Raw genomic sequence first — 24,246 nt, 5'->3', positions numbered from 1 at the left:
CAGATGTTAAGTGCTGCCACTAATTCCCAGTTAGTACAATTTGTGTATCTTATTGACATATTTAATTTATTCTGTTACAATTTTTAGTAGTTAGATGGGGGCAAAACAATGAAGAGTTTTAAATGGCTACTTAATCAAGTCAGACTTTCATGGATTAGCTTAATATCAAAAGTAAAGAGCTTTTTTCAAACTAACGATACACATCATCAAACAACTGCTAGAAATGGAAATGACCATACAAAAAAAATAAGTATAGAGAATAAAATAGAAACGAAAGGTAATGAGATTGATTTAGAGGATGTGTTTGAGGATGCTCTAACAGGAGAAGAGCTAGATGAAAAAGAATTTTTTTATGCTGTTGAAAGTTTTGATGAACAGGAAGTTAATGCTAATAGAGAAAAAAAGGAATATGAAAAAAATAAGTACTATAGTCTACAAGATGGTCTACAAGAAAAAAATGAATTTGATCACACAACGCACACTCTTACACTTGCTTTTGAAATTGAAAAGCCATTTCCAGACTCTGACTTTAGTAAATTTAAATTGTGCGAGCTTAAGCAAAATGGTGGTAAATATACATTTACTCTAGAGGATGACCAGAAAAATCGTATAGAGCTACACTCTGAATACCTTAATATGTATTTTCCTAAGTATTTTGAGAAACACAGTAAAAAAGAAGCATACACTGAACTTTTTTCTCAAGAAGAAAATGGAATTAGCAATGATATTATCATCCCATTACAAGTGCCAAAAGAGGTAGGGATACTTACTGAAAAGTTCAGATGGATGAATCCCATAAGAGCAATGATACAGTCAAAAATACCAGATTTTCCAGAAGATATAGATCTAAAAGATTGTAAAGACGATGTAAATTTCTCTCTTAACTCGAACAATACTATGTCTTTTTCTCTAAAATCAGCAAAAGCACAATATGCAGCTATGCTATCAGGTACTCCAACAGAAACAAACTGGCCAATAAAGGATATTCTAGTCAGAGGTAGTTTTATTAATCAGCATATTGATAAGCAAACTAGAGTTGAAAAAGTGATTGAGCCTTATATTGATAAGCATTCTATAGTTGAAGAAACTTTTGAAGTAGTTAACGTAGAATGTCCATCAGAGCTGAAGATTTCTCAACCTAGCATATAGCCTTATATTCTTTCATCAGCATGATATAATTTTGTGCAGATTGTGTAATATGTTTAATTTCCTCATCTGACATTTTTTTGAAGAATTGTGCTGGCCTGCCAGCCCATACTTCACCACTTTTTATCACTTTTCCATGTGTCACCAGTGAACCAGCAGCTACCATAGCTTCAGACTCCACAATCGCATGATCCATTATAACAGAGCCCATACCAATAAATGCTTTATCATGTATCGTGCATGCATGTAACACACAAAAATGTCCAACCGTCACCATACTACCAATAATCGTGTCACCGCCTGGATTTCTATCTACATGAATTACGGTGCCATCTTGAATATTCGTTTCATCACCTATTTTGATTGATCCAACATCTCCTCTGATCACACAATTAAACCAGATACTCGCATTCCTTCCTATTTCAACGTTACCTAATGATACGCACACCATCTGCGATAAAAGAACTTTCATCCATTTTTGGTTCATAATCTTTGTATTTTAAAATGTGATAGCTCATAATTTAAATAAGGTTTAATACATACTTGGATTCCAGTAGTCAAGTTACTCGGGTAAAGATATTCTTGACTTATGATCCTTATGCTCCTAAAATTTTTATTTTAGCTCTATTCATAATGTCAGTAACAGTACTTAGTGTACTTCAAATAATATTAGTTGTTGTATTGGTAATTTTAGTGCTCCTGCAGCCACCTGGAAGTAGTTCATTAAGTGGCTTTAGTAATTCACAACAGGGAATGAATTCAATAATTCCGGTAAAGTCTTCTGAAAATCCACTCAGTAGAATAACTTCTATAGTTGCTGGACTGTTCATTATAAATACACTGTTACTATCAGGATTATGTTCAAAAGATGTACATAAAAAATCAATTGCAGAGAAGATTATATCAGAAAAGAAGCAAGAAGGCCAATCAACTTCTGTTCCATTTGAAAATTAATGAAAGAAACCAAGTTTATCTTTGTTACAGGTGGAGTTGTTTCATCACTTGGTAAGGGTTTAGTTGCTTCAAGTGTGGGAGCACTTCTTCAAGCTCATGGATTCAATGTTCGCATCAGAAAGCTTGACCCATATCTCAACATTGATCCTGGAACAATGAGCCCAGCTCAGCACGGGGAAGTATTTGTTACTGAGGATGGTGCTGAAACTGATTTAGACCTTGGACATTACGAGCGTTTTACTAAAATTAAAGCAACCAAGGACGACAATATAACAACTGGTAAAGTATATAATAAATTATTAAAGAAGGAAAGGTGTGGTGATTATCTAGGCAAAACTGTGCAAATCATTCCTCATGTGACAGATTTAATCAAATCTTTCATTTTTAATGGTACAGAAGATTTAGATTTTGTAATATGCGAAATAGGCGGAACCGTAGGTGATATTGAAAGCCAACCGTTTTTGGAAGCTATACGCCAAGTTAATTATAAACTAGGAAAGCAAAAAGTTATCCTTATTCACTTAACTTTAATACCATATCTCACTGCAGCACAAGAATTAAAGACAAAACCGACACAGCATTCAGTTCGAGAGTTAAATTCTGCGGGGTTACAACCAGATATTATATTATGTCGCAGTGAAAAAGAAATTTCCGATAATCAAAAAGAAAAGATAGCCAATCTTTGCAATGTTTCTTTATCTAACGTAATACCTGCTCCTGATGTAAACCATATATACGAGTTACCGTCCTTGTATAATCAATGTGGGCTCGGGACACAAATTTTGGATCACTTTCACTTAAGTAAGCCAAAACCAAGCTTACCTGAATGGGACCAAATAGTACACTCTATGAAACATCCAACACAAGAAGTTATCGTTTCCATAGTAGGAAAATATACTGAATTTCCTGACGCATATAAATCACTGATTGAAGCATTAAACCATGGTGCAATTAGTAATAAAGCTAGAGTGAAGATAAATTGGGTCAACTCAAGAGAAGAGAATGGAAAATCTATAGATGCAAAGTTTATCAGAGAAAAATTACAAAGCTCTAATTCAGTCCTTGTTCCAGGAGGATTTGGTGATAATGGAATAGAAGGTAAAATATTAGCAATAAACTATGCCCGTGTAAATAACATTCCTTTTTTAGGAATATGTCTTGGTATGCAGCTTGCAGTGATTGAATTTGCTCGTAACGTTATTAAGCTTGAAGATGTACACTCTGAAGAATTTTATACTTGCAAACACCAAATCATCAAGCTCGCTGATGGTAAGAACGTTGATCTTGGTGGAACCATGAGACTTGGAACATACAAGTGTAATGTAAGTCCAAATTCAAAAATGGCAAATGTGTATAGTAGTGTCACTATTTCAGAAAGACACAGACACAGATATATAGTTAATTTAGATTATAAAAATAACTTAGAAGAGAATGGAATGATATGCAGTGGTATATCAGAAGATAAAACATGCATAGAGGCAGTGGAGCTAAAAAATCACTCATGGTTTATTGGTGTGCAATTTCATCCAGAATTTCAATCAAGACCATTTTCTCCTCATCCTCTCTTTACATCATTTATTAAGGCAGCTATTGACAATAGAGTTTAATAGAACTTAATAAACTCTATTCTAATAGAGAGGTAAAAAATGTTACTAAGAAATAGTAAACATATGGATCTGCGACCTTCGAGGAATTGAATAGGCATGTAGAACAAATAATATATAAATTAGAAGAGGATCAAATTATAGAGGATATAATGGAAGAAGTAGTTATAGCTATAAACGAACTAAAATCGGTAGAAGAAATAAAAAAATATTTAAAGCGAGAAATAGATAGCCTTGTAAAAAGGACAATAGTCCTTAGTGAATTCTATAACTTAGAAAAAATAGAAAAGCCAAGAAAAGAAAATTATATTTACCCAAGCACCTAATGTTTAAGTACCAATACATGGAACTTGCCATAGAGCAAGCAAAACTTGCTCAGAAAGATGGCGAAGTGCCAATAGGTGCTGTAATAGTTAATGGAAACAATATCATCTCCTCTGCACACAATATATCTAATGATCCAACTGCACATGCAGAAATGTTAACAATTAGACAAGCATTTTCAACTTCCACGCTTTATGAAGCTGAAATGTACGTAACGTTAGAGCCGTGCCCGATGTGCGCTCAAGCTATCTCTTTTGCAAAAATTAAACGTCTGTACTTCGGGGCTTACAATCCCAAAGGTGGAGGAGTTGAAAACGGCACTAGAATATTTCAATTCTGTAACCACATACCTGAAGTTTATGGTGGAATATTAGAAACAAAATGTTCTCTTTTGTTAAAAGATTTCTTTGAGAAATTGAGAACTTAGTTTAAGATGTGTGAGATTGTTTCAATATTTTTTGAGTAAAATCTGTATTATAACTCTTTCGTATATTTGACCAATTTGCTCATGCAACTTACATAAGGGATGTTATTACGATAACTCCGTTGCAGAAAAGTTTACTCAAAAGGGAGCTTCTTATTGATACTTCTCAACGTTCTGTTCAACAAACTAGAACTTCCATATTTGAATACGTAGAAATTAGATTTCTTGCACTACTGGAATTTAAAGAGTTCCAGCGCGTAACGCTGGAATCTAGATTTTCTTGCTAAATCCCAGACTGGCTGGTTATGCAAGAAATCTATTTTTTATCATAAATAACTTAAATATTATATTATAAACTCTGCTAAATTTATTCTCACAACAAAAACTTCTTCTCTACTTTTTTTTGAGTAAGGTCACCAATTCTATTTTTCTACAAAAATGTTCTCTGAGCTGAAAAGCCCAGAAAACATTTAGTCTTATATAAAATTAGTATCATCAGAAACAGAATTATCTTCATAGTAAGGACTCGCTCTTTGCGTATCATCAAAAACAGTTTTTAATAATACTTCCTTATCAGTATCCCATGCAACTTTCTTCATAATTGCATTATAATCTTTACAATTTTGATCATTTCCACAGTCCTTGATTTTACCATTAGCCTTTAGATAAGGCTTTAATAAATTATATTGTATTTGAGTATTATTGCCCTCTTTATCTATCATTTGTCCTGAGTTATTAACAAGTATAAATGGTGAAACTTGTTTTGCTTTTATAACACTTATTCCACCGGATTTTCTAATGAGATCAGGACATGATTCTCTAGAAAACAAGTTCTTGTTGCATTCCATATTATTAAAGAAAACGTCATAGTAACAGAAACTCTTAATTTTATCGTCCTGACAGGATAACTCTTGTGGATTACTCACACATTGACCACATTTCATATTACTAAAACTGGCTGCTGAATCAATATCCCCTGTAAAGGCAAATTTAAAATTTACTGCACCATAATGACCATCTGTTCCCTTTTCTATATGTTTTGCAATTCTAGGATTACTGTACATCTCAGGATACAATTCCCTGAGTAAATCAGATGTATTAAAACCTTGATGACCTATCTTATTATTCGCTTGATAGTAACGAGCATACACTCCACAATTTTCTTGCTCGGAATGATTTGGGGTTATTTCTTGTGATGTAATTTCTCCACTTTCATTCCCTCCCTTAATACTAGGTTTATCTGTATCGATTCTTTTCTCATTTTTACATTCTTCAGCTGCTTTTTTATACCACTCAGTCTCTGCTTTTGCCATGTTAATTTTACACTTTAAAAGTTCTTCTTTTACTCCTTCAATCTTACTCTGCATCACTTCTTCTTTCTCCTGTTCAATTTTGCACCTCAAAACTTCCTCTTTTGCTAATTTAGCTTCTAATTTTGCTTGTTCAGCTTCTGCTTTAATATCATCACATTTTTCCTGATTAATTGCCTGTCCACCGTTTTCTTTCATCTTCTCAGCATCTTTTTTACACTGTATTAACTCATCTTTTGCTGCCTCAGCTTCATTCTTAGTTTGTTCTACCTTCTCTCTTTCTTCTTTAGCCTGGTTTTTAAACTTCTCAGCTTCTGCTTTTGCTGTCTTAGCTTCATTTTCAGCTTGTTCTATCTTACCTTTAAATTCTGCCTCTACATTCTCTTTTTCTTTCTGAACTTGTAATTTTAACTCCTCAACTTCTGCTTTTGCTGCCTTAGCTTCATTTTCAGCTTGTTCTATCTTACCTTTAAATTCTTCCTCTACATTCTCTTTTTCTCTCTGAATTTGTAATTTTAACTCCTTAACTTCTGCTTTTGCTGTCTTAGCTTCATTTTTAGTTTGTTCTACCTTCCCTTTCTCTTCTTGAACCTGTAACTTTAATTTACTAGTTTCTGCTTCAGCATTTCCAATTTCTTCTTGCAATTCCGCAGTACCTTTTGTACACTTTACTAACTTATCTTTTACCTTCTCAGTTTCATCTCTACAGTCACGAAGTAAATCTCCTTCTAATTCATCATCATCTTCACCATAAAAAAGTTTGTTGGCATATAAATTACTATTATTAACTTGATCGCTATAGATATTGTTTGACATTGTGACCTCCTATACAGTCAAAACTGGAATTAAATTAGAGTGTAAAAGCTAATCATTCAACATGGGTAAAAGAAACCACAGTTCAGAAAATCTCAGGTTAACTCAGAAATTATTATAAGCCAAAATAATTAAAAATTTTATAACTTATATTATAGATCTAGCATGATAACCAACAATTATTCAATTTCCACCTTACTCACCAGCTTGACACAGTCCATCTTTATTCATTAGAGAGCCGTGATTCCTCTACTCTCCAATGATTAATCACTTGTCAGTTTTGAGTGTAGTAGTTGATAGCCTGTACGTAAATACGTTGCTTTTGTCCTTTAGAAATTTTTAGTCTACTATCTTTATCCAGAAAAAAATTGTAAAATTTCTATAGTTATGGTATAATTATAAATACCGCTTGCCAATAAGCTGAGTATAAAAATGCCGTTCGGACAAATCATTATATACAGTACGGAACTACTTGCTGTAATTGCAGTATTTCTCTTTTTGAGAAAAATATACAAAAATCATATTAGAAAAATTATATTTCCTCTAAAAGTTCTCAAAGAAGAGTGGGAAGAAAATAGAAGATTTAATGAATTATATCAAAAAAATAAGCAAAAAGAGTTGATGAAACAACAGGAAATGCTAAGGGAGAAACAAAAGAATATGCAAGTTTACAAAGAAGATCTAGAAATAGTTGATATAGCAAAACCGTTAGGCAAATGGACAAAGATGGTTATGATGGGTAATAGTTTAATGAAACATTTTGCACAATTGATACACAAAGAAAGTGATAAGAAAGGATTTTGGGAGCTATTTATAAAAGCTCAGTCTTCAACTAAGGGTAAATATAAAGGAAAAGGCAGATAATCCATGCTTGAATGTAAAAATCTATCCTGTGCTCGTAATAACAAAGTATTATTTAAAAACCTCAATTTTAAAGCTGAGCCAAAATCAAAAATCTTAATCACTGGTCCAAATGGTAGCGGCAAAACCAGCTTAATCAGAAGTTTATCTGGACTCTTACCACCAGTATCAGGCAATATAAGATACTGCGGAAAAGACATATATGATGACCCCAAATCCTTTATACCTTCCATGGTCTACATAGGGCATAAGAACGCTTGTAAAGATAGCTCAACAGTTGGTGAAAACATACAATTCTGGGCAAGAATACGGAACACTAGAGAATTAGTTATGGCAGCTGCTTATTGTTTAGAGTTGCAACCTGTATTTAACATTAGATATGGTGAACTTTCTGCAGGTTGGAAAAGAAGAGTTGCGCTTGCTCGCCTCTTAATTTCTAATGCAAACGTTTGGCTGATAGACGAACCATTTTGTAATCTTGATAGCACAACATGTGAATTAGTATTGAACCTAATCTCAATACGCTCTGAGCAGAACGGTATAGTAATTATTACAGGACATAGCTCTACAGAACAATTGTGTGACTTCAAGACAATCGATATACGTGATTTTAACAGACCTCTTGTATAATTTTTGGCCTTAAAATTAACTCATCTCTTTCAAAGGCTCTATATTAAAAATAGAAAGCCCAGAAGCGATTACGTGCGCTAAGGCTTGGACGAGAAACATTCTTGCAGCGGTGAGGTTCAAGTTATCTTCTAGTATGAACCGCATGTTTAAATCACTTTTGCCATACCCCCATAAAACGTGAAACGCTTCTGCAACTTCAAGTAAGTAGAAAGTAATTCTATGTGGCTCACAAAGCCTTGCAGATATTCCTACCACATCTGGCCACTTTGCTAAGGTTTTTATGAGGAAGAGCTCCCCATCAGTCTTTAAAAGTGAAGGATCTGCTGTTGGAAGCTCTTTTGGAGCATTACGCATTAATGAGTGAGCACGAGCATGGGCATATTGCACGTAAAAAATAGGGTTGTCTCTTGATTGTTCTTTTACTTTAACAAAATCAAAGTCCAAGACCATATCATTCTTGCGTGTTAACATTATAAAACGAGTGATATCCATGCCAACCTCTTCCACCACATCCCTGGCTGTAAGAAAGTTCCCTGATCTTTTGGACATTTTAACAGGTTTGCCATTTTCAAAAAAATTCACAATATTATGCAGTTTTACCTCTATCTTTGCTTGATCATCACTTAGCGCCGAGACAACTGCTTTTAGCCTTTTGACATAACCACCGTGATCACTACCAAGCTCTACGATCATATTGTTAAAACCACGTGATATCTTATCGAAATGATAAGCGATATCTGAGGCAAAATAAGTCCAGCTACCATCCTCTTTTTTCAGTGCGCGGTCAACATCATCGCCAAATTTTGTAGAACGAAATAACATTTCTTTTCTGGAAGTCCAACTTTCACTTTCTTTGCCTTTTGGTTTCTCTAGGTACCCTTCATACACCAAACCCTTGTCAGATAATATCTTTATACTCTCTTCGATTTTGCCATTTTTTTGTAGCTCATACTCTGAAGTAAAAATATCATGATTGACTCCAAGCAAGCTCATGTCCTCCTTTATAAGTTCTAAGATAGAACTTAAAGTATATTCTCTAATTACTCGATTATCTTCCTCTTCTCTAAGCTCCTTGCCATATTTTTTAGCTAGCCCCTCCCCTATTGGTTTTAAATATTCACCTGGGTATAAACCTTTTTCGATGCTAATTTTTTCTCCCAGAGCTTCCTTATACCGCAAATATACTGACTTTATTAGTGTATCTATCTGCGCTCCAGCATCATTAATATAGTATTCCTTAGTAACTTTATAACCAACTTTTTTCAATAAATTTGCCAGAACGTCACCAAATACTGCCCCTCTTGCATGACCAATATGTACTGGCCCAGTTGGATTTGCAGATACAAACTCAACATTGATGGCTTGATTGTTCCCTATATCTAGGGTGCCAAACTCTGTTTTCAGCTCATTTATTTGTTTTAAAATTCCATGCCATACTTCTATTTTAAAGTGCATGTTGATGAACCCAGGGCCCGCTATTTCCACTTTTGCAACTGGATCAAAAAGCTCAAACTCTTTAGCTAAAACTTCTGCGATTTCAATGGGATTCTTCTTTTCATGTTTTGCAAGCACCATAGCAACATTTGTATAGATATCACCATGTGCTCTATTGCTTGGAGGCTCTACGATAAAATTTTCTGCACTTGTGCTTATAACACCCGTTTGCTTTAATTCACCTAATTTGCCAAAAATTAGAGAAAAAATCCGCTTAAAAATGCTCATTCACTATACTGTTATAAAATCTATAGCAGTATAGCGGACAAGTGGGGCTAGTTGAAGAGTTATCTCATATCAGTTGTTTATACTTGTTTGAAGTATGTATTTTTAAAGGATTGTTAAGAGACAATTAGTGGATAGAGATGCATAGCATGCATCTCTATCCATAGTAAATAATTTACACTACTTATTGACAGTACGGCTGTACGATGTAGGAAAGCCAATTAGTAGAAATATTCAAAATGCCCTGGATGCACTGTATCAGGTAACACATCGTACATCATCTTATGGCCACAGTGATTCCATCCTGCATCGTAACTACTATGACATGGACTGCCATGATAATGCTTGGAATGCGAGAGACCATCGATTATAGGCTTGAACTCACATATTACAGGTTTTACCTCATTTACTGTAGGCTTTTTCTCATCTATTAAAGATTTAACCGCATCCGTTATAGATTGTTTCATTCCTTCTATTGCAGATTTAACCTCATTTTCTGTCTGTTTTTTCTCATTTATCGTTTTAACCTCATTTGTGATGAGTGTCTTAATCTCACCTACTGTAAGCTTTTCTTCGTGTACCGTAGGTTTTTTCTCATCTAACGTAGGTATAACCTTATCTATTATGAGTTTAATTTCATCCATTATAGGTTTCCACTCACTTTCTATAGATTTTTCTTTACCTACTTTGTCATCAATCTTAGGTTTAACTTCATCCATTATAAGCTTTATTCCATCTACTATAAGTTCTTTGATCTCATTCATGATAGACTTTTCTTTATCTACAGTAGGCTGTTCTACATCAACCTTAGAGCCTGTACGTGATCTCAAAAAAGGGATAGAATGAGAGGATAAAGTATATAAAGTAGGATATGCGAAGTTTATATCCAAGTGATATAAGTCGAGAAAAGTTTGAGATTATTGTAGCAGATCTGGAGTCTTGCAGGAAGAGGACAAAGCCAAGAACACTTGATTTATATCATGTATTTTGTGGAGTGTTATACGTCTTAAAAAGTGGCTGCCAGTGGAGAATGTTACCAAAAGAGTTTCCAAAATGGCGGAATTGTTACGACTATTTTAAGAAGTGGAGTGAAAAAGCAGATGCAAATAAAGAAAGTGTTCTGGAGCTGGTATTAAAAAAAAATAGTTGGCGTGGTCCGACAAAACAATGGTCGGAAAGAAAAAACCAGCTTCTGCATAATTGATGCACAAAGCGTAAAAAATGCAGATACTGCTGAAGAAAAAGGCTATGATGCAGGCAAAAAGGTTTCAGGAATAAAACGCCATATTGCGGTAGATACACAAGGTTTACCCCACGCAATTTATATAACAACGGCAGAAATAACTGATCGTAGTAGCGCTGTGAGAATGGTTAAAAATGCTAAAGAAAACCTATCTGAAGTTAAAAATATACTAGTTGATGCTGGCTACACAGGAGAAAATTTTGCAACACAAATAAAAGCAACTATTGGCGCTACCGTTGAAGTAATAAAGCGAAACGAATTACACACCTTTGTCGTATTGCCGAAAAGATGGGTTGTTGAGAGATCTTTTGCTTGGTTGCAAAAATGTAGGCGATTGTGGAAAAATTGCGAGCGGAAACTCAACACTAGCCTGCAAATGGTCGTTCTTGCTTTCGCTGCTTTGCTTCTGAAAAGATTATGAACAGGCTCTTAGATTCATCCGTTATAACTTTTATTTCACCTATAAGTTCTTTGATCTTATCTATTAAAGGTTTAACCTTATCACTTGTAGCTTTTTCTTTGTCTTCTGTATCATCAACTTTAGGTTTAACCCCATCAATTATAACTTTTATTTCTCCTATAAGTTCTTTGACCTCATCTATTAAAGATTTAGCTTCATCAACCGTAGGCTTTCCTTTGCCATCTGTTTCGACATCATCTCCTGAAGATTCATCTTCATCAACCGTAGGCTGTTTTACACCAACCTCAGGTTCATCCGTTATAACTTTTATTTTTTCTATAAGTTCTTCGAACTCATCCATGACAGACCTTCCTTCATCTATAGTAAGCTGTTTTAAATCAACATTAGCTTCACCCATTATAACTTTTATTTCACCTATAAGTCCTTTTAAATCATTAATGATAGAATTTTTTTCATCTACATCAACTTTATCCATTAAAACTTTTATTTTTTCTATACATTCTTTGGTATCATCTATTAAAGGTTTAACCTTACCACTTGTAGCTTCTTCTTCACCAACCTTAGCTTCATTCGTTACAACTTTTATTTCACCTATAAGTCCTTTGATCTTATCTATTAAAAGTTCAACCTCATCTTTAATTTCACCTGCATATACAGCAAGACTTCTTTTATATAATACAGATTTATCTGTATTGATATTTTTGGGCATAAAAACCTCCTAAAATTGTTATATAAAGTTAAATAAAATAAGAAAACTTACTATAAACTGACAGTCTGCCATGTTTTCAAGCAAGTTTATTACAACATGATTCAAAAATAATTTTCTAATAGAGAAACCCTAATCCATCATAAGAATTGTGGAATGTATCATGATAATTGTAATGTGGGCTGCAATGATTATGACATGAGCCAAAGTTGCTATTATGTGAATTAGGTACATTTGCAAGTATATAAGGCTGCGCATGGATCAATCCTGATGCTTTTATTAATGCATGAGAAGCCATATATTGTTGTGGTGAAATATTACGAGTACAAGCCATAATGATCCTTAAAAAATACTATGATATTATTATAAGCTAAAATAATTAATAAAATAATAATCTAGATACTAAATCTAGTATGACTCAAATTTTCTTTCAACTTCTACTATATCTTCACCAATTTTGCATACAGCCCATCTTTACTCATTAGAGAGTCATGAGTTCCTACTTCTTCTACTTTTCCGTGATTAATCACTATAATCTTGTCAGTTTTGAGTGCGGTTGACAGTCTGTGCGTAATTATAATTGTTGTTCTGTTTTGCATCAACTTGCTAAGTGCTTTTTGCACGAGGCTTTCACTTTTATAGTCGAGGGCGGAAGTTGCTTCATCAAGTATTAAAACCTGAGGGTTTTTAAGTATTGCTCTTGCTATTATGATGCGTTGTTTTTGTCCTTCAGAAAGTTTCAGTCCTCTTTTTCCTACAAATGTATCAAATTTATCCGGTAGCTTATCAATAAATTCCATCGCATAAGCGCTGATAGCAGCTCGCCTGACTTCCTTATATTCAGCACCCGGTTTGCCATATAGTATATTTTCCATTATTGAGCAAGAAAATATCATGTGATCTTGTGGTACTAAGCCAAACAGCGATCTTAGATCATTTAGCGCAATTGTCTTAATATTCTGTCCATCGATAGTAATACTGCCTTCACTTGGATCGTGAAAACGGAGCAGAAGCTTTAAAATGGTGCTCTTGCCACTGCCAGATGGTCCAACAATTGATACTGATTGGCCTGCCTCTATAGAAAATGATACGTTATTTAATGCTGGCTTATCAGCATAAAAAAATGTTACATCGTTAAACGCAATTTCTTTTTGAATACTATCAATTCTTATAGGATTTTCGCCATTTACTATAGAGCTTTTCATGTTCGTAAACTCAAACAAACGCTCTACAATTCCAAGACCTCGTTGTAGGTCACTGACGTTATCGCTCAAATTGTTGACAGCTCCTGCCGCAAGCGCTGAATAAAACACAAATGAGGAGAGTTCTCCAATAGTTATATTATTGCTTAAGACTTCTTTTATTCCAAAAAAAAGCAAAATAACTAGCGAACCTATCACACACGTGATAACTAGAGTTACTAAAATAGCACGCAAGAGTACTAATTTTACGTATGATTTTGATACTGAGTTTAGATGTTTCTGAAAACGAATTTTTTCATTTTCTTCTAGTACAAATGATTTAATGGTTACTATAGATCTAAAATTTTCCTCACTAAATGATGCAAGCTCACTTAATTTATCCTGAGCAAAGCGTGCATAATTGCGAACTTTTTTTCCAAGTGAAGTCATGATAATGAGCAGTATGGGTATTATTGCAGCTGCATATGCGGTTAAATGTAGATTTGTGTATAACAGCATTGCAACACTACCAGTTAGTACCACTGCATTCCTCAATATTGTCAATAAGCTGCTGTTTATTATCGATTGCAATGCAGAGGTATCAGTAATTAATGCTGAGATAACATCTTGCACACCTATATTCTCAAAGAAACTTGGTTGTAAATCAGTAATACTGCTATATAAGTCATATCTGATTCTTGCGACAACTTTTTCGCTGCCAATGCCAATGAAATATAACCGAATAAATGCAGTGAAAGAAATGCCTAAAACTATCAGTATTGCAACTACGAGCTTGGTAGTAAAGTTATGCTCTGCGCCAGAATCAATTATGTTGCTTAAGCCCCTACCAAAAAGAAGAATCGTTAAAGCTGAAAATAGAACTGCAATAAAAGCTATGCTAAAATAATGTAGACTAGGTTTTATATAGTAAAATAGCTGCTTAATGTTAGATCGCATTTTATTTTAAAGTTAAGTATTTAGCTTCAGGAAAAAGTTACAATATTAGTTTACAGTGTACTTCGTTAGAGCAATACGTTCAAGAAACTTTAGCTTGATTTCTACTGAAGGAAAAACGCTGCGAAATTACAGAAAGTTAGCAAAAAAACTACTGAATAGACCAGAGTTTAATATTCATTTTGTTCCAATATGTAATGCTACTATTCCATAGCTCATATTATAGAACTCAACATTCTTAAAGCCTATCTCTTCAATTTCCATTTTAAAATTAGTTTGAGTTGGAAATTCTCTGATACTTTTCACTAAATATTCATAAGAACCCTTATCTTTAGCAACTATGCTACCAATTTTAGGAATTACTTTAAATGAGTATAAGTCATAAAATTTGGTGAATATCTCATTTTGATAATGCATAGGGGCAAATTCCAAGCAGACAAATTGTCCATTTGGCTTTAGTACCCTATATGCTTCACTTAAAGCCTTCTTACGGTCGGAAAAGTTTCGAATACCAAAAGCTACTGTATAATAATCAAATTCGGAATCTTCAAATGGTAAACTCTCTGCATTTGCACATACCCAATTGAAATTTAGCTGATTTGAATTTATAGCTTTATCACGCCCTTTGTCCAGCATGTTTTGATTTATATCACATACTGTAACTTGAGCACTTGGCTCCCCTCTTGCTATTCTTATAGCTATATCTCCGGTTCCTCCAGCAATATCCAAAACCTTGGAGTTCTTTTTAAAATGCACACTACTTACCATCTTCTCTTTCCATAGCCTGTGAATTCCAAGGCTCATTATATCATTCATAATGTCGTAGCGATTTGCTACAGAATCGAAAACCTCTTTAACTAGTTGTGATTTATCCATATTTTATATAGAGATTGCTTACATAATTATTTTAAACTTTAGCAGTTAAATTAATATACTAATGAGAAAAATATACTACAATTAAACATATTTAATCCAGTAAATCATTAGTGTCGACAGCTTTTTTACAAAATATCATCTCTCTTATTATGATATTATCTGTAGCAGTTGTTGATATGGCAACAGACTTATACTCAGTTGCATTGCCAAGTATTGCCAACTATTTTAAGGTGAAAGGTAATATAGCGCAGCTTACGATCAGTTTAAATTTATTAGGAGTTGCAGTATCTGGATTAATTTATGGCCCATTGTCAGACTATTATGGTAGGCGCCTAATAATGCTTATTGGTATGACAATTTTTACTTTGGCAAGTATTGTATGTTGCATAGCTGATAATATTATACTTTTAATATTAATCCGTTTTATACAAGGAGCAGGAGCTGGTGTTGCAGGCGTTGTCGGATATGCAGCAATCAGGGATATGTACTCAGGTAGTGAATACTCAAGAGTAATCTCAAAGTTAAATATGGTAGTAGCACTTTCACCTGGAATAGCTCCAGTGGTAGGCAGTTATATAATTTCACATGGTTATAGTTGGAAGTTTTTGTTTTTTATCATATCACTTGCCGCAATTATTATGCTCATTTTTATTTACTTGAAGCTGCAAGAAACGCTGACTGTAAATAAAAGTAAAGCCAGTATTAATATCTTCAAGCAGTATATATTAATATTTAAGAATTATCGTTTCCTTGGATTTTCAACCATTCATGGATTAACTTTCATGTGGCTTTGGGCATACATTGCTAACTACCCGTTCATATTTGAATCAATGGGCGTTGAAGTACAATATTTTGGCTATCTTATATCAATCATAGTTATATTTTACATAATTGGAACTTTAATTAACAGAAGGTACGTACCAAAAATAGGGGTTAGCAAGATGCTAATAATAGGTTTGGTACTACCAATAATATCCGATGGTTTGTTGGTATATTTTTATTTCATAAACAAGTTGAGCGTACTTATTCTTCAAGTTATTTGGATTCCAAGCAATATTGGCCTTGCACTCGTAATCAGCAATAATGTGACTTCTGCTTTAGAAACGGTCAAAAGCATAGGACTTGGCAGTGCAGTCCTCTCATTCTGCAATATGATGTTTGGAGCTATTGGAATATACATAGTAGGAAAATTCTTTTCTTATGGCATTTTACCAAATTTACTGTTAACGGTTGCATGTTCTACAGTTGCAGTTTTTGTATATGGCTTACTCAAATACACTGAAAAACACGAAGGATAATCATTATTTCTACAACCCAGATTTCATGAATTATTAATTACCTTACTATAGTAATGCAATTTTATAGAGAAGTGTTAAATGGATTATTCAATCAGAGATATAGATGCTGCTTTACTTGATGCTGCTAAAAGAGGTGATCTTAATGAAGCAAAGCGCCTAATAAGTGAAGAAGCTGATGTTAATGCATATGATGGATCTCGAGGTAATTCTCTATATTGGGCTGTTAAAAATAATCATTCTGATATAGCAAAAGTTCTATTAGATAATGGAGCAGATTTTTTTGCTTATGACTCTTCTCGAAAACGCCACGTGTTAAATAAATACGAAGAAGTAAAAGCTGAACATCGTAAGGTTTCTCTACATCTGGCTGCCAGACTTGGCGACTTGAAAGCATTAGAAGACCTATTAAAGAAAGAAGCAAATGTTAATGCAAAAAATGATAAAGGACAGACTCCTTTACATTTGACTGTTGAAGTGTGCTATGTTGATATACCAAATTCAGATGAGGTAGAGGATTATTGGAATCAGTATTTTGCTGCTGAAAAAAAATGTGGCTATGTGAAAATAGTAGAAGCCCTATTAAGAAACGAGGAAATTAATGTTAATGCACAAGATAACAACAAAAAGACTTCTCTACATTATGCTGCTAAAAACAACAATAAAGAGATAGTAGTGGCTCTAATAAAAGCAGGAGCATATATTAATGCAGTAGATAAAGATGGAAATGCTCCTTTACATTTAGCTGGGGCAAAAGAAATAGGAGATCTATTACAAAGCGTAAAAGAGGCTAATGATAAACTGCTTGAAGCTGCTAAAAGCGGTAATATTGATGATGTAGAAAATCTTTTGAATGGGGAAGGAAAAGCACAGGTTAATGCAATAGCTAAAGGTGGAAATACTCCTTTACATTTAGCTGCTCAAAATGGACATAAGGATGTAGTAGAATTTCTACTCAGCAAAGGAGCAAAGGTTGATGCACAAAGTGATGATCTAAGCACCCCTTTACATTTTGCTGCTAAATATGGACATAAAGACGTAGTAGAATTTCTACTCAGCAACGAAGCAAAGGTTGATGCACAAAGTGATGATCTAAGTACCCCTTTACATTTTGCTGCTAAAAGTAGATATAAAGATACAGAAAAGATAGTAAAATTTCTACTTGATAAAGAAGCAGACGTTAATGCACAAAATGATGAAAGAGAAACCCCTTTACATTTAATTCTTCAAAAAATAGACCTAGATATAGATACAGATAAATTCTACACTCTACTAAACAAAAAAGGCATCAATGTTAATCTAACAGATAAAAATAAAGAGACTCCTTTGCATTTTTTTTTAAAAAAGAAAGCGATGGAGATACCTGAATTGGACGATCTACTGAAAGTAGAAAGTATCAATGTTAATTTACAAAATATAGATGGAAAGACTCCTTTACACCTGGTAATTGAAAAAAACAACTGGAATACATTGCCTAATGTATCGTGGAGCCGTGAAAAGATGGTCGATATTCTAATAGAAATGAAGGCAAATGTTAATGCAGTAGATAAGGATAAGAGGACTCCTTTACATTGGACTGCAGGATATGGTAGAAAAGAGATAGTAGAAGCTCTAATAAACGCAGAAGCAAATGTTAATGCACAAGATAAATATGGAAAGACTCCTTTAGATTTAGCTAGCATAGAAGAAATAAAAACTCTATTACTAAAACCCCCCAAAAAAATTGATGACAGTATAGCATCAAAAGATAATGAAGTAGGTCAAGAGGAAGATACTGGACAAGAAGGTAATGTCCAACCAAGTTTACAAGAACAAAAGGAAGAATCACAGGAACTCATTGCAGAAGAAGTCAGTGATGTACAAATTGAAGATGCTGATAATGGACATTCTATTGACATAGCACTGACAAAAAATGGTGTTAATCCACGAAGTGAATCATCAACAAGTGAAGAACACCCTAGCTCTTTTTTTGATAATTTGCTTAATATAATTATGAAGCCCTTTTCTTTAATAGGATCATTTTTTGGTGGCTTTTTTTCATGGTTGTTTGGATCTGATGAACCATCAACTGAATCTGATCAAATAATTGCACCAAGTAACTCAGGAGGAGAGGAGCTAAAAAACTATCAAGAGGGTGACAATAATATTATATAATAGATTTCTTGCATAACTGGAATGCAAAAGTTGATGTCATGAAACCAATTAAATTTACGGAGTATAATGGATTCCAGACTGGAATGACGCTCTTTTGGTGCACAACCTTTGGTGTATTACGAAACGATTCCCATTCAAGACAATGTCATCCCAGTGCTTGACACTGGGATCCAGAAATTTTGGGTACAAAAGTAATCCTAAGTTTTTATTGATGAGATTACGAAAGAGTGGATCCCAGTGTCAAGCACTGGGATGACAATAAGGAGCTACCTGAATGACAAGAAAAGACTACTTGAATGACAAAAAAGGGAGAATTGGCTTGCACATTCCCCTGAACAGATACCTTGATACATTAAAGTTTCTAGGTTTGAGTAGTGAAATCCGATCAGTATGAAAATTAGCAAACTCCTTTTTATTCGCTGTAGAATAAAATTTTTTATTTTAATGAAAAAATTGCTTCCGCATACTCAAGATGCCATTATAATGATAGTAGAGATATTTAGAGAGCTCAAAATCTATCTCGGTCTGCAGACCTTTTAACCAATTTTTCAATAAAAATTCAGCTACATCTGTTGTGTGTACATTCTGAATCTTTTTTATACAGGAGGATTTTATGTCCAGAATTCCAGATATTTGACCTTTACTTTAGCTAATAACAGGCGCCTGTAGTTTTTAGAATTAGTGTTAACACGGTTTTTCTACTTTTTTTTTCTTAATGTTTTAACTCAATACACACCATCATCATTTGCTGCTTCTAAATATATCATTGCTAAACACACGCCGCTGTGTATTTCTATAGATAACTCATTGCCTAAACTTCGATTAAAGCAAGAATTCTTTCCTGGAAAAGCAAGGTTACTAAGGCACAGTTCCCATTTTAATCCTTTAGTTGATATTTGAGCTTTCGGTATACCAAGTAAGGACATTTTAGTATTTTTTAGCAAAGAGGAAAAATAGGTAATACCCTTTTGTAAGGCGTACCCCACCATGGAAGGCGAAGGCATATAAAAGATACTATCTGTACTTGAAAAAATGTTGATATTTTGTAGTATATGATCAATTGCTCCTCCAGTAATACCCGTTACTATTGATGGCAATAACTTTACTGTTTTTAAGTGAGCCATTGCTTTAGAAAAGTCGCAATAATCTTGATCAGGTAGATATACTGTATTTAAATTAGCACGTAAATTCGGATTTATACTATCCAAATCTCCTATTACAAGATCAGGTTTCACGCCAATTGATAGAAGCTTGTTTGCTCCTCCATCTACAGCAATAACAGGTATATCTTGTTTAAAAAACGATGAATCAGGTATTTCTCCATTTAGCACTACAATAGAGCGATATTCTTGCTCCACGCTACAATGTAGCATATGGTTATAAAACGCTCCGTGCAGTTTTTGCATCGTAGTAACATTTTTGAACAATTGATATTATACTGATCACTAATCCAGCAATATTACTGAGTATCACAAAAGCTAAACCCTGACAAATACCGTAAATAAGCCAAGATGATGAACAAATAAGATAACTCACCAACATTAGCATCGATACGTCACGAGTAAGTTTTGTGATATATGCTTTATATACTTGAGGCAATAACCCAATGAGAGATGTAACGAACGCGATGAAGCCAAAGCATTCTTCAATATTTACATACATACATTTTCCTACGTTTGTTTTAACAAGAGTCAGGTTCAAAGGGTTGTACTTTATGTACTCTCAGCTTTTTTAGAGCACCCCTAATGCGTGTAATTTATAACACCATTTAGTCTATTAATCAAGAAATTAACAGTGACTTGCATTCATGAAACCCTATCGGCTTCTATGCTAATTATTATCCAAACTAATAGTCGGCTGTGCATCTTGCTCAGAGATCAGTGCAACTAGCAGATTATTTATCAATTGAACCTTTTGTTTTCCATCAAATTGTATGCTTTTATTTTTTTCAAAATGAGCTATTACTTCCTCGATAATTCCTATTGCATTTTGCACTATATGCTTTCTTGCAGAGGTGATGGCATGCGCTTGTTGACACCTCAGCATTGCTTGTGCAATCTCAGATGAATAGGCCAAATGCGATATTCTTGCTTCTGCAATTTCAATTCCAGCAATATTCAATCTTTGTTGTAGCATTGATCTCAATTCATTTGAAATTTTATCAGAATTTTTACGCAAAGATTCCTCATCGTTTTCGCTATCATACGGATAATTACTTGCCAGTTCTCTAATTACCGAGTCACTTTGCACAAAAACAAAATCATGATAATTATTAACATTATAATATGCCTTTGCAGGGCTGCTAACTCTCCAAACAATCACTACTGAAATCTCTATTGGACTTCCATTTGCATCATTAACTTTGATTTTTTCTGTGTTAATATTCTGAAATTTCAGAGAAACTCTATATTTACTCGAAAACGGAAGCGTTACGCATATTCCAGATTTAAAATAAGTTCCAATATAATGACCAAAAAACTCTATCACTCTTGCTTCATTAGGGTCATTAACAAAAAGTGACTGAAGAAAAGTTAAAATTGAAACAGCAGCAACTCCAAGTGCAATTGTGCTGTCATACACAAAAAGTACCAATAAAATTAACCCTAGCGCTATTAGTACAGGAAAAGCCCGAATTTTACTTAGATTTCTATCATTTATTGTATTTTTATCTGTACTGTCTTCATCAGATTGCTTTTTCACTTGCACCCTCTCTGCCGATTATTTCATCTACCTTACTTACAAATAATTTAAACTCTCTTAATTCACGATCAGGCAACTTTATCTCATTGCCATGAGCTATCGTAAGCGGATCAATATGTTTACCATTATATATAACTTCATAATGTAAATGAGGTCCTGTTGCAACACCAGTGCTGCCAACATAAGCAATGATTTGTCCCTGCTTTACTTTAGAGCCTAACTTTATATCGCTACTAAATTTGCTTATATGTGCGTAACAAGTTGAATATTTATTGTTGTGCTTTATTTTGATGTAATTCCCATAGCCACCATTCTTTCCTATATATTCTATTACACCTTCTGCAGTGGCGTGTATAGGAGTGCCAAGTTTAGCTGCATAATCTACTCCTTTATGAAAAGCAATTTTACCATGAATGGGATGCTTTCTATTACCAAAATTCGAGGATATACGAAAATCTCCGTTTAAAGGACTTACAAAAATTTCGCTACTCTTCAAGCTTACCCCCTCTTTATTAAAATACTCTTCTTTGCTGTTTTGTGACTCATAATGATACAAGCTAATGACCTTTTTATCTGTTGTCAGTGAAGTATATAAAATTTTTTCTTCAGCCTTCTGATCACTCTCACACAGAACTTCCAACTTGCTTTTGGGCACAATGTCTTTTTTAAAATCTACACCATAATCTTTATATATGCTGATTAATCTCATTATTGTATCTGGCGCCAAACCTCCTGCATCAAAAAAAGAGGATTTTATGTCACTGGATATGAATAACAACTTTCTATCACTTTCTGTCACCAAAGCAGCTTTTTTTTTCCTGATCCCGTCTTGGAATAACACTGGAGAGTGGGTTAGTGTCATTTCAGTGCTTGACCAATTTTTTAATCGAAAATGTTGTATAGCGTGCTGTTTACAATCAATTTTGCTGGATTCCAGTGTCTGGGCACTGGAATGACAATAGTCTTTCTGCGCAAATGTTTCAGTTGCATATGCTGGTAAAATACAAAGCAGTGGAAGTATTACCAGCCTCATAGTTTATCAGCAAAAATAAAATTACCTTCAACATACTGCACATCATCATTATCTTCTAGCTCTTCAACTAATGTAGATAATTTATCAATTAATTCTTTGTCGCTAACTTCAATCAGGTCCTTTGTTTGCCATGAAAGACGAGCAAGTTCTGGTTCTCCAAATTTTGTATAGAAAGCGTCACGTACTTTACCAAAGTCTTTTACTTCACAAGTTATAACATATAATTCTTCTTTGTTATTTTCCTCAACATTCAATACTTCTAATGCAATTCCATAGTTAAATAAATCTTCAAAATTTATACCCTCTGCTTTATAGACAATTAAGCCTACATGATCGAAAAGGTAACTCACACATCCTGTTTCTCCCAAATTACCGCCTTTGCGAGAAAAGATATAACGTATCTCAGAAGCAGTTCGGTTGCGATTATTTGTCAGAGCATGGACAATAAGTGCAGCACCAAAAGGTCCGCAGCCTTCATATTGTATTTCTTCATAACTTTCTCCAGCAACGTTACCAGCTGCATTTTTTATTGCTGTTTCTATTTTATCTTTTGGTAGATTTTCCTTTCGCGCAGCAAATATAGCAGAGCGAAGACGTGGATTGAGTTCTGGATCAGGCAGCCCTTGTTTTGCAGCAACTGTTATTTCCCTAATGAGCTTCGTAAATTTTTGCGAGCGCTTTGCATCCTGAGCACCTTTTCGATGTTTTATATTTGAAAACTGTGAATGACCAGCCATAAGAAAACTAATTCACCCCTTCTGCTAACATATTTTCATACTGCTCAGCTTCTAAGTCAAGGCCAAGAGCTAAGTGAGCTGTTATTAAATAACTAATAACTCTAGAAGAATACTTAGAATCTTTATCGCTTACCATATTTTGAAAACGCTTAATTGCTGCTAAATATTCACCACGCTTTAGGTAAAATTCACCAATAGAATACTCTTTTCTTGATATATGTTCTGTGATTAATTTTTCTTTTTCTTTGATCTCTTCTATATATTCGCTATTCGGAAAAAGATTAATATATTCAGTAGCTAGCTCTAAAATTTTATATGCAATTTGTTGCCCAAGCTGCACTTTGTTAATTTGCATGTAATAAGATAATACTCTTAAGTAATATACATATGGCAAATCTTCACCATTTGAATAAACATATATATAATCATCCATATCACTTGCAGCACTTCTGTAGTTACCCATATTATAGTAAGAAACTCCAGATAATAATTTTGCTTTCATTGCCCAATAAGATAAAGGATATAAATCCTCTATCTTTTTAAATGCTCTAATAGCTTCCTTATATTTTTTCTGATCATAAAGCTTAACTGCCTCCTCATATAGTTCAATTTCAGTGTGTTCTAGATCATTCGCATATAACTGCGTAAAGGGGCAAGTCAGAAGAAAAAAGCATATGATTAAAGTCTTATACATAAGATTTTTTTTGATCAAAATAAAGTATAGACTAAATATTACCTAAATAAACAAATTTTTGGCATTATCATCGAACGAAAAGCGGCTCTCGGCCAACATTACCTATATTGCTCGCACCACCACCTATTGCAACACCCTTTCCGCTCACTTCTATATTCTCTAGCTTTCTAATATAAGAATGTATGCTCAATCCACTTCCGACCATCAAAAGAGCAATACCTACTAGACCTAAAACAGGCCCAACAGCAGATGATGCTAATGCTACTTCAGAAATCAACATTATCTTCCTGATTAGTAATAAAGAAGAACCAGCAAGCATTAACTTAGCTACAGACATATTGCTTATCTTTTTTTCAGATTTCTCATCAAAGCCTTGCTCTTTTTCTAACTCGTGTTGTGTACTTTTCTTAGAGCCTGTACGTGATCTCAAAAAAGGGATAGAATGAGAGGATAAAGTATATAAAGTA

23 protein-coding genes, 1 pseudogene and 1 riboswitch are annotated in these 24,246 nt (G+C 34.0%); of the genes and pseudogenes, 10 read left to right on the top strand and 14 right to left on the bottom strand.

The window, feature by feature from the left end; all coding sequences use genetic code 11:
- Positions 1-108 precede the first annotated feature (108 nt).
- Complete coding sequence (locus ABWU24_RS05950) at positions 109-1,149, top strand: hypothetical protein (protein WP_341815792.1); 1,041 nt, start codon at positions 109-111, stop codon at positions 1,147-1,149.
- On the opposite strand, the pseudogene ABWU24_RS05945 reads toward ABWU24_RS05950, so the two are convergent.
- Positions 1,139-1,664 (bottom strand): annotated as a pseudogene (locus ABWU24_RS05945) (gamma carbonic anhydrase family protein). The gene ABWU24_RS05950 and the pseudogene ABWU24_RS05945 sit on opposite strands and share 11 nt — an antisense overlap.
- 115 nt (positions 1,665-1,779) lie before the next feature.
- Between ABWU24_RS05945 and secG the strand changes: the two are divergent.
- From secG to ABWU24_RS05925, 4 genes are all read left to right on the top strand, one after another.
- On the top strand, positions 1,780-2,100 hold the full coding sequence (gene secG, locus ABWU24_RS05940) for a preprotein translocase subunit SecG (protein ID WP_007302593.1): 321 nt from the start codon (positions 1,780-1,782) through the stop codon (positions 2,098-2,100).
- Positions 2,100-3,707, top strand: coding sequence for a CTP synthase (locus ABWU24_RS05935; RefSeq protein ID WP_015588395.1), 1,608 nt, complete (start codon positions 2,100-2,102; stop codon positions 3,705-3,707). Before secG ends, ABWU24_RS05935 begins: the two co-directional genes overlap by 1 nt.
- Positions 3,708-3,856: 149 nt before the next feature.
- Positions 3,857-4,030 carry a hypothetical protein gene (locus ABWU24_RS05930; RefSeq protein ID WP_353274591.1) on the top strand — a complete coding sequence of 58 codons (174 nt, stop codon included), beginning with the start codon at positions 3,857-3,859 and terminating at the stop codon, positions 4,028-4,030.
- 17 nt (positions 4,031-4,047) lie between these two features.
- Complete coding sequence (locus ABWU24_RS05925) at positions 4,048-4,455, top strand: nucleoside deaminase (RefSeq protein WP_010404879.1); 408 nt, start codon at positions 4,048-4,050, stop codon at positions 4,453-4,455.
- 473 nt (positions 4,456-4,928) lie between these two features.
- Here ABWU24_RS05925 and ABWU24_RS05920 read toward each other — a convergent pair whose 3' ends face one another.
- Positions 4,929-6,578 carry a hypothetical protein gene (locus ABWU24_RS05920; RefSeq protein WP_341815791.1) on the bottom strand — a complete coding sequence of 550 codons (1,650 nt, stop codon included), beginning with the start codon at positions 6,576-6,578 and terminating at the stop codon, positions 4,929-4,931.
- A 429-nt stretch (positions 6,579-7,007) separates the two neighbouring features.
- On the opposite strand from ABWU24_RS05920, the gene ABWU24_RS05915 reads away from it, so the two are divergent.
- Positions 7,008-7,439 (top strand): hypothetical protein, encoded by a 432-nt coding sequence (locus tag ABWU24_RS05915; protein ID WP_015588393.1) that lies wholly within the window; start codon positions 7,008-7,010, stop codon positions 7,437-7,439.
- A 3-nt stretch (positions 7,440-7,442) separates the two neighbouring features.
- Complete coding sequence (gene ccmA, locus ABWU24_RS05910; protein ID WP_015588392.1) at positions 7,443-8,066, top strand: heme ABC exporter ATP-binding protein CcmA; 624 nt, start codon at positions 7,443-7,445, stop codon at positions 8,064-8,066.
- A gap of 15 nt (positions 8,067-8,081) precedes the next feature.
- Here ccmA and argS read toward each other — a convergent pair whose 3' ends face one another.
- Both argS and ABWU24_RS05900 read right to left on the bottom strand, forming a co-directional pair.
- Positions 8,082-9,788, bottom strand: a complete 1,707-nt coding sequence (argS, locus tag ABWU24_RS05905; protein WP_341815790.1) for an arginine--tRNA ligase — start codon at positions 9,786-9,788, stop codon at positions 8,082-8,084.
- Between the two features lie 218 nt (positions 9,789-10,006).
- Positions 10,007-10,615, bottom strand: a complete 609-nt coding sequence (locus ABWU24_RS05900; RefSeq protein WP_353274589.1) for a hypothetical protein — start codon at positions 10,613-10,615, stop codon at positions 10,007-10,009.
- Positions 10,616-10,656: 41 nt separating this feature from the next.
- Here ABWU24_RS05900 and ABWU24_RS05895 point away from each other — a divergent pair.
- A protein-coding gene (locus ABWU24_RS05895; protein ID WP_341815401.1) for an IS5 family transposase occupies positions 10,657-11,449 on the top strand; the annotation gives its coding sequence in 2 pieces (ribosomal slippage) (positions 10,657-10,920 and positions 10,922-11,449; 792 coding nt in all).
- On the opposite strand, the gene ABWU24_RS05890 is transcribed toward ABWU24_RS05895, so the two are convergent.
- The 3 genes from ABWU24_RS05890 to ubiE all read right to left on the bottom strand — a co-directional run bounded on the left by ABWU24_RS05890 (position 11,394) and on the right by ubiE (position 15,166).
- Entirely contained in the window at positions 11,394-12,158 is a 765-nt protein-coding gene (locus tag ABWU24_RS05890) for a hypothetical protein (RefSeq protein WP_341815788.1), read from the bottom strand. The two genes, ABWU24_RS05895 and ABWU24_RS05890, sit on opposite strands and share 56 nt — an antisense overlap.
- 437 nt (positions 12,159-12,595) lie before the next feature.
- Positions 12,596-14,293: an ABC transporter ATP-binding protein gene (locus ABWU24_RS05885; RefSeq protein ID WP_341815787.1), complete on the bottom strand. Its 1,698-nt coding sequence runs from the start codon at positions 14,291-14,293 to the stop codon at positions 12,596-12,598.
- Between the two features lie 174 nt (positions 14,294-14,467).
- Positions 14,468-15,166: a bifunctional demethylmenaquinone methyltransferase/2-methoxy-6-polyprenyl-1,4-benzoquinol methylase UbiE gene (gene ubiE, locus ABWU24_RS05880; protein WP_353274587.1), complete on the bottom strand. Its 699-nt coding sequence runs from the start codon at positions 15,164-15,166 to the stop codon at positions 14,468-14,470.
- Between the two features lie 149 nt (positions 15,167-15,315).
- Here ubiE and ABWU24_RS05875 point away from each other — a divergent pair, with 149 nt between their 5' ends.
- Both ABWU24_RS05875 and ABWU24_RS05870 read left to right on the top strand, forming a co-directional pair.
- Positions 15,316-16,464 (top strand): Bcr/CflA family efflux MFS transporter, encoded by a 1,149-nt coding sequence (locus ABWU24_RS05875; protein ID WP_341815785.1) that lies wholly within the window; start codon positions 15,316-15,318, stop codon positions 16,462-16,464.
- 78 nt (positions 16,465-16,542) lie between these two features.
- Positions 16,543-18,615 (top strand): ankyrin repeat domain-containing protein, encoded by a 2,073-nt coding sequence (locus ABWU24_RS05870; RefSeq protein WP_353274585.1) that lies wholly within the window; start codon positions 16,543-16,545, stop codon positions 18,613-18,615.
- A gap of 725 nt (positions 18,616-19,340) precedes the next feature.
- Here ABWU24_RS05870 and ABWU24_RS05860 read toward each other — a convergent pair.
- From ABWU24_RS05860 to ABWU24_RS05830, 7 genes are all read right to left on the bottom strand, one after another.
- Positions 19,341-20,021: a thiamine diphosphokinase gene (locus tag ABWU24_RS05860; protein ID WP_341815783.1), complete on the bottom strand. Its 681-nt coding sequence runs from the start codon at positions 20,019-20,021 to the stop codon at positions 19,341-19,343.
- Entirely contained in the window at positions 19,993-20,277 is a 285-nt protein-coding gene (locus ABWU24_RS05855; protein WP_052265050.1) for a SemiSWEET family sugar transporter, read from the bottom strand. The genes ABWU24_RS05860 and ABWU24_RS05855 overlap by 29 nt, the downstream gene beginning before the upstream one ends.
- Positions 20,266-20,369, bottom strand: a riboswitch (TPP riboswitch). Its footprint overlaps the gene before it by 12 nt.
- 76 nt (positions 20,370-20,445) lie before the next feature.
- Entirely contained in the window at positions 20,446-21,315 is an 870-nt protein-coding gene (locus ABWU24_RS05850; protein WP_341815782.1) for an SPFH domain-containing protein, read from the bottom strand.
- Positions 21,299-22,348 carry a M23 family metallopeptidase gene (locus tag ABWU24_RS05845; protein WP_015588380.1) on the bottom strand — a complete coding sequence of 350 codons (1,050 nt, stop codon included), beginning with the start codon at positions 22,346-22,348 and terminating at the stop codon, positions 21,299-21,301. The genes ABWU24_RS05850 and ABWU24_RS05845 overlap by 17 nt, the downstream gene beginning before the upstream one ends.
- Positions 22,345-23,085 (bottom strand): YebC/PmpR family DNA-binding transcriptional regulator, encoded by a 741-nt coding sequence (locus tag ABWU24_RS05840; protein WP_341815781.1) that lies wholly within the window; start codon positions 23,083-23,085, stop codon positions 22,345-22,347. The genes ABWU24_RS05845 and ABWU24_RS05840 overlap by 4 nt, the downstream gene beginning before the upstream one ends.
- Before the next feature lie 7 nt (positions 23,086-23,092).
- Entirely contained in the window at positions 23,093-23,779 is a 687-nt protein-coding gene (gene bamD / locus ABWU24_RS05835; protein WP_341815780.1) for an outer membrane protein assembly factor BamD, read from the bottom strand.
- 67 nt (positions 23,780-23,846) lie between these two features.
- The gene (locus ABWU24_RS05830) at positions 23,847-24,209 is read right to left on the bottom strand and encodes a hypothetical protein (protein WP_353274584.1); all 363 of its coding nucleotides are present in this window, start codon (positions 24,207-24,209) and stop codon (positions 23,847-23,849) included.
- Between the last annotated feature and the right edge of the window lie 37 nt (positions 24,210-24,246).

The sequence above is a fragment of the Wolbachia endosymbiont (group B) of Hofmannophila pseudospretella genome (assembly GCF_964028515.1).
GTDB lineage: Bacteria > Pseudomonadota > Alphaproteobacteria > Rickettsiales > Anaplasmataceae > Wolbachia.
Note: the sequence above shows the minus strand (reverse complement) of the source record. Positions and strands in the feature narration are given on the sequence as shown.